The sequence below is a fragment of the Catalinimonas alkaloidigena genome (assembly GCF_029504655.1).
GTDB classification, from domain to species: Bacteria; Bacteroidota; Bacteroidia; order Cytophagales; family Cyclobacteriaceae; genus Catalinimonas; species Catalinimonas alkaloidigena.
In genome coordinates, this window is the sequence record NZ_JAQFIL010000001.1 from 5466432 (window position 1) to 5483319 (window position 16888).

At 45.5% G+C, this 16888-nt stretch carries 11 protein-coding genes and 1 pseudogene; all 12 read right to left on the bottom strand.

The window, feature by feature from the left end:
• Positions 1 to 209 precede the first annotated feature (209 nt).
• A complete protein-coding gene (locus OKW21_RS22310) occupies positions 210 to 1151 on the bottom strand; it encodes an RraA family protein (protein ID WP_277483652.1) in 942 nt (313 codons plus the stop codon).
• Between the two features lie 375 nt (positions 1152 to 1526).
• Complete coding sequence (locus OKW21_RS22315) at positions 1527 to 2561, bottom strand: cellulase family glycosylhydrolase (protein WP_277483655.1); 1035 nt, start codon at positions 2559 to 2561, stop codon at positions 1527 to 1529.
• Positions 2562 to 3004: 443 nt separating this feature from the next.
• Positions 3005 to 4393, bottom strand: a complete 1389-nt coding sequence (locus tag OKW21_RS22320; protein WP_277483657.1) for a sulfatase family protein — start codon at positions 4391 to 4393, stop codon at positions 3005 to 3007.
• A gap of 41 nt (positions 4394 to 4434) precedes the next feature.
• Positions 4435 to 5943 carry a sulfatase gene (locus OKW21_RS22325; protein ID WP_277483660.1) on the bottom strand — a complete coding sequence of 503 codons (1509 nt, stop codon included), beginning with the start codon at positions 5941 to 5943 and terminating at the stop codon, positions 4435 to 4437.
• 11 nt (positions 5944 to 5954) lie between these two features.
• Positions 5955 to 6782 (bottom strand): RagB/SusD family nutrient uptake outer membrane protein, encoded by an 828-nt coding sequence (locus tag OKW21_RS22330; protein WP_277483662.1) that lies wholly within the window; start codon positions 6780 to 6782, stop codon positions 5955 to 5957.
• Positions 6783 to 6891: 109 nt separating this feature from the next.
• Positions 6892 to 7620 (bottom strand): SGNH/GDSL hydrolase family protein, encoded by a 729-nt coding sequence (locus tag OKW21_RS22335; RefSeq protein ID WP_277483664.1) that lies wholly within the window; start codon positions 7618 to 7620, stop codon positions 6892 to 6894.
• Positions 7608 to 9023: pseudogene (locus OKW21_RS22345) on the bottom strand (sulfatase family protein). Before OKW21_RS22345 ends, OKW21_RS22335 begins: the two are co-directional and overlap by 13 nt.
• A complete protein-coding gene (locus tag OKW21_RS22350) occupies positions 9010 to 11979 on the bottom strand; it encodes a glycosyl hydrolase (protein ID WP_277483666.1) in 2970 nt (989 codons plus the stop codon). The pseudogene OKW21_RS22345 and the gene OKW21_RS22350 overlap by 14 nt, the downstream one beginning before the upstream one ends.
• Before the next feature lie 12 nt (positions 11980 to 11991).
• Entirely contained in the window at positions 11992 to 13500 is a 1509-nt protein-coding gene (locus tag OKW21_RS22355; protein WP_277483668.1) for a glycoside hydrolase family 88 protein, read from the bottom strand.
• Positions 13501 to 13544: 44 nt separating this feature from the next.
• Positions 13545 to 13745 (bottom strand): hypothetical protein, encoded by a 201-nt coding sequence (locus OKW21_RS22360; protein WP_277483671.1) that lies wholly within the window; start codon positions 13743 to 13745, stop codon positions 13545 to 13547.
• Between the two features lie 39 nt (positions 13746 to 13784).
• Positions 13785 to 15263, bottom strand: coding sequence for an L-fucose/L-arabinose isomerase family protein (locus tag OKW21_RS22365; protein WP_277483674.1), 1479 nt, complete (start codon positions 15261 to 15263; stop codon positions 13785 to 13787).
• Between the two features lie 120 nt (positions 15264 to 15383).
• Positions 15384 to 16634, bottom strand: coding sequence for an MFS transporter (locus OKW21_RS22370; protein WP_277483676.1), 1251 nt, complete (start codon positions 16632 to 16634; stop codon positions 15384 to 15386).
• Positions 16635 to 16888 lie beyond the last annotated feature (254 nt).

The following is a 16888-nucleotide window of genomic DNA, read 5'->3' on the forward strand; positions in this document are numbered from 1 at the left end:
AAATAAATTTATGCAGAAGAACTAGGGCTCTCACTTCAGTGAGATATATATCCTGGATGAATTGTACGATTAGCTTGGGAAAACAGGCTCGCAGAAGGCTCATATTTCCGTGCACTTAGTCTGAAAAAAACTGACGGTCACAGGATATGCTAAAATCAGCTAAAGGTGTGATGTTTCGAAAGATTCATCACACCAATAACATGAGCTTGCTAATGATCATGCTCTCTTTTAGATAAATATGCATCTACATCCTTACTTGTAATAGCTGTTTTTCCTGGATATTGATCAACCCAAGCCCTAAAGTCATCTTTAATTTTTTCTGACCAGTCTCCATGTATCTCTCCGGTTAAGTATATATTCTCTTGCAATCTTACCCTCTCAAACTCATCGCGCAAAGCTGTCATTTCAGATGAGGTGACCAGATCTACTACCAGGTGTGCAGGAATAAATACTGTTCCGTATTTATTTGCCAGTACCACATCGCCGGGAAAAACTGTTACTGATCCTATTCTAATGGGTGCGTTTATCGAGGTGGGTGTCATATCTTTTATAGCGGAAGGGTGCTGCCCTTTTACCCAGCCGTTGAATCCTTTTGTATCGGTGAGTTCTTCCATATCCCTGACTGAGCCGTAGAATATTACCCCTTTGCCTGTTTTACCATATATAGCGTTACCCAGACTTGAACCTATCAAGGTACCATCTTTCACTTTGCCATACCCATCAGCAACATACACGTCGCCTTCTGACAGCACATCGATGGGCCAGGTATTGATTCCCCCTTTCTGGGAACGTCCCTCATCCTTACCCTGAGCTCTTACCAGACTATCTAAATCTGGTCTTGTAGGCATAAATTGAGCGGTTACTACACGGCCAGTCATGACCTGATCAGGCTGTATGATTATCCAATCTCCCTCAACCTGATTTTTATACCCTTTTCTTTGGAGGTACCCCCATGCTTGTTCAAGAGTGACATTTTGTAAACGTTCCAGGATTTCGTCAGAAACATTTGGACGTCCATCCGCTAGCCTTTCTCCCTTCCAGTGCGATGTTAATGCTTTAACATACTCAGGAGAAGAACCAATTTGCTGTGCTTGTACACAATAGCTTGTAATTAAAATGATGAAGATTAAAGGCAGGACTGTGTTTTTCATGGTTTCAGGTTTTGTATTAGTTTAATAGTATGACTCATTCTTATCCCATTGAAACCAAAATGATTTCAGTAGAAATGCTCAACTAACTGGTCTGATTTAAATGCCTGCCTGCTTTACTACCTCATGCCCTTCCCCTTTGATACCAGGTCGGTGAACGTCTTCTCAGAAAATATAAAGAATGTTTCAGGATCTGGCAAGTAGCATTGGCCTTCTGTATCATAATAGTGCTGAACCTGTAAATTTAATAATTGAGATATTTTCGTAATTCATAAAGATGAGACAAAATATTTTAAACAATTAAGAGTCAGATATCGCAGAAGTAAGAAGTTGTAGTCACCACTTATAAGCACTGATATCTATCCTATTTGTCTTCAACTACTCTTTTGTTAAGGAATTCTTCAAGTGATCAAACCACCATCGGATTCCAGGGTCTTCTTCAGTTCCACGGCCTGCCAGGTCATAGCGGGTTGGGTAGCCTTCGGAAGGGCCTTGCATCCAAACATTGGAATGCAGATGTACATGCAGACCAGGCCTTTTAAGAGCCTCCTCTATTTCCTGCGTATGAAGTTTCTTCCCTTCTTCCGTATAAACGCCTGGCGGGACAAACTGCCCGGTCCATCCACCAAACATCTCAACATTGATCATGGGTTTGTCAGGAACACCCATTTTTCTGAAGTAATCGTAGTGCCATCCACTATGCTGATTTTTTTCAACATCACCGCTGTAGGTGTCGAAGAGCAGAACATCAACATGTCTGGATTTACCGATGAGAACGTTCAGCGAATCATTATAACCACCGGCTCCAACAATTCTGTTTTTATCAAATCTTTTGACCCGCTTACAGAGCTTTATGATGTTCTTTGCTTCATTAAAGCTAAAGGGGGTAAACTTTTGATAGTAAAAAGAATTTTGCTCGTTCGCAATGTTGATGATTACGTTTTCATGCCCCTTCAGCGCCTTGGTTAACGTTTTAACCGCATTAAAGATATCTCTTTTGCTATGGAGGTTTCTTATAGAATCGGAAGCCAAGGTTCGTTGATAAAATATACCAACGATCACAACCATTGAGTGGTTTTGGCATTGTTCTATGATCCGCTCCAGCCTTTTCAAATGATCTTCACTGAGCTGTTTTCCTCCATGTTGGAAAGGGTCAGAATACCCTCCACTTGACCCTTGAAGGTAAACGCTTACGGCATTCAATCCGTGCTTTTTATATTCATCCAGGACAGAGATAAGCTGATCGGTATTACGCTCATTTTGCGTTGCACTGGCAGCCCTCAGACCCCACATTGGAAAGACTTTCCCATCTGCGTAGAATTGGTTGCCGTGAATGCTCAGGTTTTGTCCGGATGTGGCGCCTATTGATACAATAAAGAGAATGACAGAAAGCAAAATTTTTATTCGTTTCATGCTTGATGTTATGGGTATCTTATGGCTTGTTCGACCCTAAAAGTACATTTTTTTGCGTTGAGACCATACTGAGTTTCGCATTAAGTTAGGAAAGAACAGATTTTAACTATTCCAGCTAAGTAGTTTATCAATGGTTACCTTAGCGGTTTAAGTAACTGAGCCTACCTCATAAGATTTTTATTTGCTGTAAAAAGGTGGAAGTACAAAATTTTAGGTTTGGAATAAAATAGCAGCCAGAATAGCGATTTCCGGAATGGCGATTCCCCGAATGGCAATTCCCGGAATGGCAATTCCCGGCAGGGGTCGCTGGTGCTTAATCTTATCCTCTGTTTATCATAATTTTATATTACTAAGGGCTGGATCAGCCTCGTTGCCCCCGGTCCGTTGAAGCTCAGCCTTCATGGAGTTTTGTCCTGATAGCCTCCGGGCAGCTCCTACAAACTCTACTTTATTTTTCTATCTATGTGCTTCAGCAAATGATTTTTTAAAGTGTCCTGCACTAGTCTATATACTGACTTCCCGGCCATGTTGATCATTTCTCCGGGATCATTCTGAAGGTCAATCAGCATTTCTTCTCCATTGTCATACAGGGCATACTTATAGTGTTCATCTCTGGCCATATAGCCAAGCTCATTTTCCATATAGAGATACTTCCTGCCCGGGTAGGCTTCAGCATCCCCTTGCAGCAGAGGGGCAAAGGAAATACCCGGCAGCTCTGTGGGAACCTCGATTCCCGCCAACTCACAAAGCGTAGGATACAAGTCCAGTCCGTTAGAGATCAGATGTTCTTTGTCTACTTCTCCTCCCTGACGCATACCTTCATACCATACGATCAATGGCACATTAGAAGACTCCTCATAAAAAACTGTTTTATGCTCCAGCCGATGCGATCCATTCATTTCACCGTGGTCAGAAGTAAATATGACGATTGTGTTCTCCCCGACATCTGACTTTTTTAAAGCGTCCAGCACCTGACCAATTTGTTGATCAACTCTTTCTGTCAGGCGGTGATAAGCCCAGCGATGCATGCGCCACTCTTTTTCTGACCAGTTTTTACGGGCATCTATTGTAAAAGAATGCAGCGCTTTCAATTGCATAATGGCTTCCGGTTCATCATGCGTAGGCTCAAAATTAGCAGGCAAAGGAGGGCAGTAGCGAGAGAAGAAAACTTCTTCTGGTATAGAATCAGGTATGGTCATCGCCTCTGCCAAGGGTGAAGGCACCTGGGCTGGCGGTCGGTTTTGCGGAGGAAAGTCCCGGATGGCGGCATAACAAATGTCATGAGGGTTAATAAGATTTACTGCCGCAAAAAAAGGAGTAGCTGATTTCCTGTTTAACAAAAAGGCCGCAGTTTCTTCCGCCAGTTCATCACGCTCATCAAGGGAGATATGATGACCAAAGCCATAGCCACTAGCATCTTTCCCTCCCGCGGGTAAATGAGACTTTCCCCCATAGAAAGTTTCATAGCCTGCTTTTTTGAAGGTAAAGCCGACAGCCTCAGGAATAATCTCCTTTAGCATTTCCTGATCTAGCACACTGGCATTGTGCCTCATATCAATGGCGCTTGGGTACCTCCCGGTAAACATGCTGAACCTTGAAGGCGAGCAGACGGGATTGGTCACATAGGCTTTGGTAAACCTCATACCTTTTTCTGCCAGCCGGTCAATATTAGGCGTTTCCAGCCATCTGTTACCTGCGGAGCTCATCATATCAGCATGCTGCTGGTCTGTAATAATGAGTAAGATGTTGGGCTGTTCTGCCTGAGCAGAAAGCTGTGTGGGTATCCACCACCACATCAAAACCACTATGCCTGTAATAATAACTTTGTTCATACTTAGCTTTACAATAAAATTTACATGCTTCAGTGAGAAGTTTATCTGATTAGTTTGTTAAAATCAATCGCTTCGCCTTCCCAGTACCAGCTGCCCTCTTTGTTTTCCAGCACACGATGCTTACTTCCCGGGGCCAGCGGAGCATCCTTTTCTGGCAGCCAGTTGATTAGTTCTTTTTTGATATCTGCGTATTCAGTATGATCAGCCAGATTAGACCACTCTTCTTTATCCTGCCTATGGTCATATAGCTCTTCAGACCCATCAGCATAACGTATATAACGCCAATGTTCGGTGCGCACCGTATGGTTCCCGGGGTTATGCGTGGTTATGGCCGGGCGTTCCCGTACTGCATCAGCATTCTTAAGCTGAGGCATCAGGGACAGCCCTTCAACCTCATCTTTTTCAGGCAGGCCAGCCAGTGCTACCAAAGTCGGATACATATCCAGCAGTTCAGCGGGTTGTGATGACCTAGCGCCGGCAGTGACGCCTGGGCCTGCGAAGATAAGCGGTACACGGGTAGAACGTTCCCACAAGGTATTTTTTCCGGTAATGCCTTTTTCTCCCAGATGATATCCATGATCCGACCAGAACACAACGATGGTATTGTCATCCAGCCCCTGGGCTTCCAGGGCATCCAGCACTCTACCTACCTGCGCATCCATAAAGCTTATGGTCGCTAAATAGGCTCGTACTTTAGCACGCCACTGATGACTTTCTATCACCCAGGAGAGCCTGGGCTCCGGCAGGTACCAATGCAGATACCAGGCAAAATCTGGTATATCGTTGCGATCACCTTCCGGAGCAAGAGGTAAGAATACCTCCTCCTCAGGATATAGGTCAAACCATTGCTGTGTGGCATATAGGGGCACATGAGGTTTGTTGAAGCCCACAGCCATAAAAAATGGTTTTTCATCATCACCTTCTCCAAGTTCCTCCAGTTTATCTACCGCCCAGGAGGCTACTTTATAATCATCCATCAGAGAGTCTTCATGTTCAGGAAAAACTCCCCAATCTATCAACGGATGCTCTACCATATCCAAAGGTGTTTTTACGATCTTCTCCTCAGGAAATGGTTTATGCCCACCATCCGGCCCCCACTCCTGGAATTCAACTTCTCGCTCTTCCGGGCTGATCCCTCCATGAAAGACTTTGCCTGCCGACATGCTTCGGTAACCGTGGGCTGCAAAATACTGCGGCAAGGTGACGACATCCTGGGTTCGCTCCACCTGACGATGTCGTGGGGCAAGTCCGTAAATCCCTGTGGTAGAAGGGCGCAGCCCCGTCATGATGCTGACCCGGGAAGGGTTGCAGAGTGGAGCCTGCGTATGGGCATTGGTAAAGAGCGTTCCCCTTTTGGCAAGCCGGTCAATATTTGGGGTCAGCACCTGTGGATGCCCATTGAGCGCCCCCACCCAATCGTTGAGGTCGTCACTGGCGATGAACAGCACATTGGGTCGTCTGGCTTGCTGCTGGGCCTGTAAAAATGCCGTTGGCAAGCTGCAGAAGAGCAAGAATAAGATCGTACGATTGATATTCAGTTTATTTTTCACGTTCAATATTACTAATATTCAGAATTTTGTTTCAGCTTTGGATCAGTCTGGATGGCACTGGCCGGAATAGGGTATAAGACTTTGATGTCCCTGAATGCAGCATCACCAACATGTACCTCCGACCTGTTCTGTCTTTCGTTTTCACCATGCGCTTCCATGACTTCCAGAACTTTATCTGTTCTTACCAGTACGTCCCAGCGGTCAGCTTCTCCATAGAACTCCACCCTTCGCTGATGAATAATATCTTCCAGAGTTACAACGGAAGCTGCCGGTAAGCCGGCCCGAGCGCGTACCTGATTTACTAACATGAGAGGATCTCCACCACCAACTCTCAGATAACATTCAGCAAGCATAAGCAGTACATGCGGATAGCGGAAGAGCGGGAAATTGGCACCGGTCTGGAATTGTATGGCATGCTCCTGAGAGAGATTAATTTCAAAATTGTAACCATCCATCAGCTGTTCGCTTAGCGGCAACATTTTTTTCCTGCTCAGCTTGCGCAACAATCTGTTACGAAGTGCCTTGAACAGGTAAAACTTTATAGAATTGGTGTATTTAAGTTTTTCTCTCTTGACTCTTAGCGCTATAAACAGTTCCTGAATACAGTCTTCTACCATATTAGTGTCGACTGTAAACTGATGGCCGTATGCGTATAGGAGCTGAAAATAGCTGCGGTAGATAGCTATAAATACTTCTTCACTTCCTTCCTTAAATCGCTGCCAAAGGTCAGTATCCTGGGTAGCTTGAGCATTGCTTTCATGATGGGTTTTACCTAGAAACGCTTCAACATCCTTCTCGCTAACAGCTACATTTTGACTATCTTTTTTATCCAGATTCATATCCCAATTTTTAGTACATTTCCCGAATATAGGAATCCTAAGAGGGAATATATTACCTCGCGGGGGAATTAAAACATATTGAGGATGAAATGACTAGGTATTACTTTTTTCACTTTTCAGCATGTATAAACCAGGGCAACAATGTTTGAACGATAACTTCATGTCCCTTCTCATTAGGGTGATTGACGTGTGACATATAGGTTTCAAGCGTTTCTCCATTCTCCAGCAGCTTCTGAAACTGCGTAAAGGGATCAGCCAGCCCGATATGATATTGCTCTGCCAGTTCCCTGATCTGCTCCGCATGTTGAGCCAATGGGTTACCTATTTCCAGAATATCCACCCTTTGGTCAGGCGAAGGTGTGAGTAAGATGACTTTGACCTCCTGCTGCATCGCAGACTGTATCATCTTTTCCCAGGCTTCACGGGCTTTCTCCAGGCCCACACTGCGGTCGTTCAGGGCATAGTCTATCATCAACACATCCGGATTGTGTGTGAGTACTTCTCCTTCAAAGCGCATTTGCCCTTGTACGGAATTCTCACCGCCTATGGCCGTTACAATCACATTGATCACCGCATAGGGATATTGTGCTTTGAGTTGCTTCAATACCCTATTTGGATAGGATTCCAGGGTATGTACTTCATGATCGTGCCAGTAGCCAGCAGGAACAGAGTGGCCGTGAAAGACCAGATTGATTGTACGGTTATCCGGCCATACTTTATTTAACTCTTTTTTGACATCAGACAGATAGGTTGCAGTATCCGCAACAGCGGCAGACTGCGCCTCTGCAACGAAGTTTAGGGTGAACAATAGTGCTATCGAAAGTATTACTTTTTCCATGTATAAAAATCGTCATTGGTTTGATCAATCCAGTTGTCCAATTCTTTTTTAAACTCAGCTTTCAGTTCCTGATAGTTGGGTTCATAAGCCAGGTTTTGTGTTTCTCCCGGATCTTTCCAGAGGTCAAACAACTGCTCATTTCTCTCTCCCTGATTGTAAAGATTATACTTATACCTTCTGTTGCGGATCATTCTTCCGTGGCGGGTAGAGTCTTCTTTATCATCCGCCAGTTGTACCACCAGGTATTCACGGAGTCTGTCGTGGGCATTGTCCAGTATCGGCTTGATGCTTTTTCCTGTAAAAGCAGGTGGATTTTCAATCGCTGCGTAATCGCATATAGTAGGTGCCAGGTCAACGCCCGAAACCAGCTGCTCTCTGTCTATGACGCCTTGCGGGATGTGACCTTTCCAGCTGATAAGAAAAGGTACGGTAGCCGCTTCTTCGTACAAGCTCAGCTTGGCCGCCCAGCGATGTGCCGCTGCCCCATCCCCATGATCGCTGGTGAGTAAAATGATCGTGTTTTCGTCAAATCCATTCACTTCCAAAGCCTTTGTCACCCTGCCAATTTCAACATCCACCATTTCCATAAAGCGGTAATAGTGGTAGAGATAAGCCTGCCAGTCCTCTTCACTGTAATTTCTGGTCAATAACAGCTCATCGCCATAATGGTCCATCAAACGCTTTTCCTGCAGAAACTGTGGTTCGTTTGCCGCAATTTCAAAATTGGGCGGCAGAGGTGGCAGGGTATCTAGCTGATCCGCTTTGGCATACTCATCCGGCCTTCTGGGCACATGGCAGATGTCGTGAGGATTATGGAACTGTACCGTAAGCAGGAAGGGATTCTCCTCCTCATAGGTGTTTAAATAATTTACCGCAGCATCTGCTATGGGCGCATCGGTATCCTCTCCCAAAGCCCAGGATTCGTCTAACGAACGAAAGGGCAGGACTTTAAAGCCGGGAATAGAGTCTGCATCCTGCTGTTACGGATAGGATTCCGGCAGATGCCATTTCCCTGCCCAGGCAGTATTATATCCGGCTTTCTGAAAAATCTGACCCACGGTAGGATATTCAGGGTTGATATCGGTTGAATTCCAGACTACACCTGTCTCATGCGGCATACGCCCTGTGATGATACTGCTTCGGGCCGGGCCACATACGGGTGAGGTGCAGTAAGATTGTGTGAAATACACGCCACCAGCTGCCAACGCATCCATCGCCGGAGTATTCAGATTAGGGTTTCCCAGGTAGCTAAGCCCATCATTGATATGCTGATCGGTAAGAATGATCAGGATATTGGGCCGCTGCGCTTCCTCCTCAGTTTTGGCCTTAGTCTGGCAGCCTGCAGTCTGCAGTATCATCAATGATACGAAAAGCAGATTCTGCAGAGTACTATTCTTCATCATAAGCAATGGTGGTTGTAAAATTAAGTTGTACCGGCCCTAACAAACCGGATTCCAGCAAAGGAGCCTCCTCCCAGGGTATGCCTCTGTAAGCAGTGGAGATATTCGTTTTGGTATAATTTTCTCCGGTTTCGGTATCGCCAACAATGCGGTTAGACCAGGTGTTGGCTACCTCTATGGTAAGCTGATTTTCACCTTCACGGAGCAGATCAGTGACCTCAAAGGTATGGGGTTCAGACCAACTGATGCCTAATGACTGGCCATTCAACCATAGCTCTCCTACTTCGGATATTTTGCCCAAACCCAGCGTGATTCTGTCAAAGTCTTCGGCATCTTCGGGATTAAACTGAAAGCTTTTTTCGTAAGTAGCTGTTCCGGAGAAATAGCGGATACCTTCATCCTCGGCTTCCGTCCAGGATATGAGTGATGGAAACTCTGCCGAAGCAGGAGCACCCCAGTTTTGAGGAAAAGTAATTTGCCAGGCACCTTCAATAGGCTTTGTTTTCAACTGGCTCTTGACGCTTCTCGTATTGCCTCCTTGTACTAAGGTAAACTCACCTTCTTCTAAAAAGCTGATACCTTCATCTAGGTAAGCCAAACGAGGCGGATGTGGGCCAGCGCCAGTAATCTGTTCGTAATGAGATGATGAGCTTTGCGGCTTAAACACCAGCAGATAAGCACCATAAGGCGGCAGCGACAGTGGAACTTGTATACCCTGCTCTGTCTGTTGATAGACGCCTACCGGAATTACTTCACCAGTGACCGGATCCCATATCTCCGCTGTTTTATCCTGCTGGCGGAAAGTACATGTTCTGGACACCCACTGATCAGTAGTATTGCTAATCAGGTAAAAATCAAGTCCTTCACTTTGGTAGTGGGTGTAATCCAGTTGCCCTGAACTTTGGTCAGCATAGCTGAAGTCGGCAGGAATACTAAGTTTTTCCAGCATTTGACCGGGAGAAACATCAGAAAAAACACCTCCACTTTTAAGCTGTTCTGTCGTAAGATCCGCAGAAAAGGACTGCCAGAGGCTATCTGCCAGAGATGCTACTTTTTGCGAAGCCTCCGGTTGATTGCTCAGCCCAACGGACTTTTCGGGTTCCGGACCAACAATAATAGTTCCTTCCTCAGCCAGTTGCTCCAGTTTTTCCATCACCTCCGGATTGACTTTGCTATCTTCTCCCAGCGCCAGCATTCTGAAGCTTGCCCCATTGGATAAGGTCAGCTCTCCGTCTTCTACGGAAAGCTCATTGAGCAGAATTTCGGTATTGACCACTTCATACTCATGACCCGCTCCCGCGGAAAATCGCTGGTTCTTGGGTACTACAAAATTAGGTACCTGATCACCATAATAATACAGCACATCCGCCACAAAATCTGTTTCCTGCAGGATGTAGGAGATACGCGACAGATAATCGTTAAAGGGTTTGATTTTAGGCCACCACACCCTTTTGTCATTGTAGTGTGTACCCGCATGATATACGATGCCCGGATAGCCCATGCCCTCGGGATTATGCGAAAAGCCATGTACCACCACCCGGTTCATGCCCTCAGAAAATGCTTTGTTAGCCAAAGGCTTCAGGTCAAAAGGCCCTTCCTGCCAGTGCTGAAAACTGGTAAAAGACTCTTCCTCTACAATACCTCTCTGGTAAATGTGAGAAGCCGCAGCCACTTCTTTCACCAGCCAGAGTACATCCACGCTGTCTTCTGTATAAAAGTGGTGATTGACCCAGAACTCTCCGCGTGGCACATCCAGCGCACCCAGGGCTTTTAAAGCATCTACCGGAACATTGTGCAAAGGCGCTCCCGGCCCTCCCGACTCGGAAGTAATCTGTAAACCGTACTGATTGCAGATTTCTCTGGCTTTGCCGTAGTGATTTTGCGTGATGAGGTGCGACAAGGTCTTGTTAAAATCCTGCTGAAACTTCTGAGCGGTTGCTTCTGCTAAAAACTGTTCATCAAACAGGGCCGGAATGAATTTATCAATGGAGTAGCCATGGATCGCTTCAAAAGTAGCCGGTAAGGAGGAAGTCCAGACCGAGCCGGTCGCTTCATAGCTGGCGAGGTAGAAATTTTTTAAAGCCGTATTTTCAAAATCACCCAGGAGCGCTTGCAGTTTGTTGATGAAGTGCATGAAATGCGCACGGGTGGCTGCCGAATCATAATGATCTATGATAGGCGCCATGGAGTTGGGACTGGGCAGCTTGAGTTGCTCACCCGAGTTAGAACATACATAACGGTAGACCTCCCACTCCCCTGCTGGCGCCTCCCATTCCAGTTTTCCTCTCGCTGCATCAAAGTTGGCGCTCAGGCTAATGATTTCTGTAGTATCTGAAAAGCCGGTTTTATTGGCAGGAACGGCCAGCACCGCCACTTCTTCATAATAGAGCGGTTTACCGTCCTCACCAAACTCAATCAAACGCTGCTTGCCGCGATCGTCTGTCTTTGAAATTTCGGGGAAGGGCAAACTAATTTCCTGCGTAGAAGGCCCTTCTACTGAAGTTTTGGTAAAGTAAAGCGATTTGGCAGCATGTTCCGGCTTGATCCATGTACCCCCTGCATTCCAGCTGCTGGCCAGGTTGAGGCCGACTGCCAGGTCTAGTTTGGTAGCTTCTTCAATGGCCAGGCGGATGGTGTTCAATGACTCCTCTCCCATAAAAGCTGGTCCTGCCGGAACCATATTGCCCGGATTGCTGTATCGGGCAGTACCGATCTCAAAAATATCTACGCCACCAATGCCCGCCTCTTTGACAGCACGAAGCTCTTCTTTCAGGCGCACGGTATCTACATAGCCATTGAGCCACCACCAGTACACTTTTGGTTTCGCTCTGTTGGGCGGGTTCTGAAAACCTTCTTTCAGGCTTTCGTAAGTGCTGCTTCCCTCTTCTACAGCATCACTATCACAGGCGTAGAGCAGTAGTAAAAAACAGGTGCTAAAAAAAAATGAGATGGATTTCACGATAAACAGGTTTTATAAATATGCATACAATTGACCCATCAGGCCCATACCCATCTGAGATATGACCCGATAATCGCTGCGCTGCAACTCCTCTCCTCCTCTGTTACTCTGAGCTACACCGGAGAGCAGGCCGTCGGGCGTAAGAAATGGAAGTAGTCCCTTCCAGGTGGCTTTCGCTTTAGAAACAGGGACATTCAGCAACCCTTCCCTAATCCCTGTAGCAATAGCCGCACTAATTCCCGCTGAACCCGAAGTATCAACTGTGGTATCAGGATTGTCAAGAAAACAATTCCACAAGCCATTTTTCTGCTGATGGAGCAGCACAAATTGCGTTACCCGATCCAATTCTTCCAGCAGATCATCTACCTCGGCTGTATCTTTTAAAATAGAAAGTGTACGTACCAAGCCCAGCATATACCAGGCTAACCCTCTTGCCCAGTTTTTATAGGTTCTACTATCTTTTTCAGGATAATAACGGAGATAATTGTCTCCTTCAAAAACCAGTTTTTTTCGCAATCTCAGCTGATGCAGGGCCGCCTCAGCTAAATCTTTTCTATTCCAGGCTTCTGCCAGTACTGCCATAGGATAGGCAATGGTATAAGCACCTTCAGCCGTGATGGTAGCATTTATGTTTTGCTGATGCTTTTCCCAAAACTGTTCTACTTTTTTCAGGATAGGATGCTCAGGATACAGGCGGGCAAGTACAGCAAAAGGTAGTGTCGCTTCTATATTGTTTACTATATTATCAGCGATTCTACTTTTGGGGTCTTCCACAATGAGTCTGCCTTGATCATCAAAATACAAATCAAGATGCACCTTGATCGTATCCAGCGCCTTGGCATCCTTCTTACGGCTATATATTTGCCATAGGCCATCCAACACACATCCTTCCATCCAGTCGAAAGGTTGTAAAGCACCTAATGATTTCAGCTGGCCGAGGAATACATCCTGTGGTTTGTTATTTTGCTTATTGACCACCAACAGGTGAGGAAAGAGAAAATCATTCCCTCGCTCTTTCGCATTGGTATCAGAAAAAAAATAAGCAGGCAGATTACCTTTTACAAGCTTAATTTGCAGCCCCTTTTCTTCTATCTGCTCCAGATACTGCGTATCAATGACCAGTTCTGTAAGCTGCAATACCGGAGCGTACTTGCAGTCCAATATACCCAGTACTATGTCTGTATCAGGAATACTGACCTCTATCTCTTTTTCTTCCCGACTATCCAATGCGGTGGTCAGTCTTAACCTCAGCTCTTTGGTAGAACGTCCTACTTTGGCTTTCAAGCTTAGTTTAGTCATTCCTCCTTCCATTCCTAAACCAAAATAATTCCACGCAAAAGGCACTCTCAGTTGGGAAGGCAATGCTGTAGGGAAAGATGAACTCACTTCCAGTTCAACATAGGTGTAAGCCGCTTTTAAATTTACCATGCCCTGCAATGATATATCTGGGCTTACAAAAGGCAGAGCGCACCCTAACGACAGATATGTGATACTTTCTCTTCGGTTCATCTTACTTTTCATCCTGAGTTTTAAGTGTTGTATTTGCTATCTCTTAAGTTAGTATTTTACCAGGCAAACACCAGATCTAAACTACACTCTCCCACTAAATTAACGCCGGGCAATGCCTCTCCATCCTCTGAGGAGCTCACTGCCCCTCTTAGCTGAACCGTTTCTCCTGTCTGTGCATAAACGCCATTGACAGAGAAGACATAGCTCAGTATGACCAAAACAATCGTTGGGTTTAGGTATTTGACTGAATGTCTCATAGTGGTTGTTGTGTTTAGTAATGAATACTCGCTTGAGTTTTATTGAATAATGACTGACTCTATATTCAGATAATCAGCAATTTTCCGGATGGTGCGGGCATGATGCCCTACTCCTAACGCAAAGTGATGGGTAGGACCTGCCTTGATCCAGCGTTGCAAAAAAGTTCTCACATCCGGCTTAAAAAATCCCCGGGTATTGGTGTTGCCAGTGGGTGGTATCGGACCCTGTACTGATTCTCCTTCTGCAATGACGAACCTGAACTTACCTTCATAATCAGAGCTAATGCTCAGCATCGTAATTGGCCCTTCTTTGATCTTGAACTCCACACCGGCACCAAATCCAGGCTTTCCATGATACTTTTTCAGACTACGCAATACCGGCCTGCCTTCAGCGATGGCGATGTTATGCGGGCCATCATGGCCTACCAGCACAAAACCTTCGTTAAAATCTACCGGATGGAATTCCGCAAAGCTTCCTCCGATGTCCAGACGGTCCATGATCAGCATGGCAATGCAGGTCTTCATATCGGATTCCCCACACATAGGAAAACCGGAAGCCGTGAGCAAAGAATTTCCGACGATAAGGTTGGACATCACCAGTTGCGTCAGACTGTCGGGTTCGCCTTCATAGTAGTAGGCCAGTCCGTCCAGGTTTTTCTCTTCTTTAAATTTTTCCAGTGCTACACTTACCCGGGCCGCTACTTCCAGGTCTTCGTCTTTTAGTTTTTCAGAAATAGGATCGGATACCGGATCTGGCGTATCAAAAAAGTGCAGAATCCTGTTCCGGGCATGTTGAATCTCCTCTTCACTCACATTGCCATATTGGGTAACAATCTCGTTTTCCTCGCACTGAACCACGTGCAGACCAAAATGCGCGGTAAACATGCTCGCGTCAAAATGCATGTCCAGCATGGCTTCAATGGGGTGACCAATATGGCCGATGCGGGAATTTTTCAGATCATGCAGTACAGTGGCAATCCGACAGTATTCTTCAATTTCCGCCTCGGCCTGAGGGTCATCATGCAGCGTACCGATGATCATATCCGGTACTTTTTTGCCCATCCTTATGGCTACTCCGGCAAATTCGGGCAGAGAGCAGATGTCATCATTGTACAATTGCAGATAGGTAGAGGCTTTTTCGTAGTTCAAAGCCTTGTGGGGCTGTAAAGCTACCAGCACAATTGGGACATCCAGACTCTTAATGATTACGCCAAAGGTGCTGGAAGTGGCATAGGTAAGCATATCGCAGAAAATCAGATCCAGATTGGCCGCTTTCAGTTTACCTACCATTTCATAGGCATCTGAAGCTTTATCTACCATGCCAAAGTCGGTAACGTCTACCTCATATTTATTAAGCATTTCAATAAAGACGGTCTGCTTCTTCAGCATCTCATCCAACAGCCCCTCAAACTGCCCCCAGTATTTATGATAACCTACGCCAAAGACCCCAATTTTGGGGACGGTGGATTTTCGTCTTACAATTCCGTACTGCTCCTGATTTTCAAGTTCTTTTTTCATGAATATTATAATTTGTGCATGAATACTTTTTCTTTACGCACTAAGATTTCAAAGGCAAATTTTTTTGTTGATCTCATTTTTCAGATTCCATGATCATTCAGCAACATTATTTTTGTCTTTTCAGCTAGAGTGAGCTGTCATCTGAGTATGCATTGGCCTGATCTGCCGGACAAATAGTATAAAAATGATAAATGCCAGAGGGTACATCAAGCCGGAAGCAATCCACAGGGGCTGGTAGGAATAATTTTGGATGATCAGCCCAATCAAAGGATTGAGCAGCAAGCCTGAAACCGCTCCTGCTGTTCCTGACAAGCCCACCACGGTAGAAGTGGCCTGCTTTCCGAAAATATCTGAGATGGCTGTAATATAATTGGTAATCCAGAAACCGTGGGCAAACATGATCAGTGCCATCAGAGCAATAGCCACTTCCACTGTACTCACCCACTCTACAAAGGGAGCCACAATGGTCAGCAGGGCAGCAATGCCCATGACTACCTTTCTGGCCTTATTGACCGACATCTTCCTTGCCACCAGCTTATCGGAAAGCCAGCCGCCCATCACATTGGAAATTCCTAATGCCAGAAAAGGAATCCAGAATATATTGCCTACACTGTCAAAAGAAAGCCCTCTCTGTTCATTCAGGTATTTGGGTATCCAGAACATAAAGAAGTAAAAGACAGGGTCCAGCATAAAGCGGATCAGAATAAATATCCAGGCTTCTTTATTTTTGAGAATGGTCTTGAAAGGAAGTACTTCCTCTTTTTCGGGTTCAGTTAATCGTTCAGGAATAGCCTCAGCAGCCATACGTTTCTTCCAGGGGATCATCAGCCAGATCACAACCCATAGTAATCCCACCAGGCCGGGAATGACGAAGCCCCCTCTCCAGCCAAAATAATTGGCTACCCAGATGGTAAGCGGTGGAGCGATTACGGCACCTATGGCTGCACCACCAATCGCGATGCCATTGGCCAGGGCTCTTTCTTTTTCGCCAAACCACTCATAAACGGTGCGGGCAGCGCCCGGAAAACAACCGCCTTCTCCCATCCCCAGCAAAAAACGAAAAGCTACCAGCTGATAAAAACCCGTCATAAAGCCATGCAGCGTGTTGGCGACAGACCATAGCGCCACTGAAGCCCCCAGCCCTATTCTTGCCCCAACTACGTCAATCAGTCGCCCACCGAGGGTAAACATGATGGCGTAGCTGATCAGAAAGCTGGTATTGACTATACCGTACTGCACATCGGTGATATTGAACTCATCCTGAATTTTGATGATGGCAATAGAGAGCACCTGTCTGTCCAGAAAACTCAGACCAGTTGCGATAAATACCAGACTGACTACCAACCAACGTAAACAAGATTTTTTCATCATATCTTAACGCACTAAGTTAGGTTTTCAAATATAAAAACAAAGCAGACAGCAAAGCAAGCCATATGGCTCAAATAATATATTTTTATTATAATGAAAATATTATATCCGTTATTATCATCATTTATTCAATTTATTACATAAAATTTTCTCAATTTCGCATAAATACTCTAAGCAAAGCTTATTTATAGAACCCATACATCTTAGTGCGTTAAATCTGATTTTAGCAGATAATTTATCATCTTTAACAATTCTAG

What these genes read in the sequence shown, in the direction of transcription:
- OKW21_RS22320 (WP_277483657.1), bottom strand. Translation starts at nt 4,393, where the DNA reads ATGAACAAAGTTATTATTACAGGCATAGTGGTTTTGATGTGGTGGTGG.
- OKW21_RS22315 (WP_277483655.1), bottom strand. Translation starts at nt 2,561, where the DNA reads ATGAAACGAATAAAAATTTTGCTTTCTGTCATTCTCTTTATTGTATCA.
- OKW21_RS22310 (WP_277483652.1), bottom strand. Translation starts at nt 1,151, where the DNA reads ATGAAAAACACAGTCCTGCCTTTAATCTTCATCATTTTAATTACAAGC.
- OKW21_RS22355 (WP_277483668.1), bottom strand. Translation starts at nt 13,500, where the DNA reads ATGAAAAGTAAGATGAACCGAAGAGAAAGTATCACATATCTGTCGTTA.
- OKW21_RS22335 (WP_277483664.1), bottom strand. Translation starts at nt 7,620, where the DNA reads ATGGAAAAAGTAATACTTTCGATAGCACTATTGTTCACCCTAAACTTC.
- OKW21_RS22365 (WP_277483674.1), bottom strand. Translation starts at nt 15,263, where the DNA reads ATGAAAAAAGAACTTGAAAATCAGGAGCAGTACGGAATTGTAAGACGA.
- OKW21_RS22370 (WP_277483676.1), bottom strand. Translation starts at nt 16,634, where the DNA reads ATGATGAAAAAATCTTGTTTACGTTGGTTGGTAGTCAGTCTGGTATTT.
- OKW21_RS22330 (WP_277483662.1), bottom strand. Translation starts at nt 6,782, where the DNA reads ATGAATCTGGATAAAAAAGATAGTCAAAATGTAGCTGTTAGCGAGAAG.
- OKW21_RS22360 (WP_277483671.1), bottom strand. Translation starts at nt 13,745, where the DNA reads ATGAGACATTCAGTCAAATACCTAAACCCAACGATTGTTTTGGTCATA.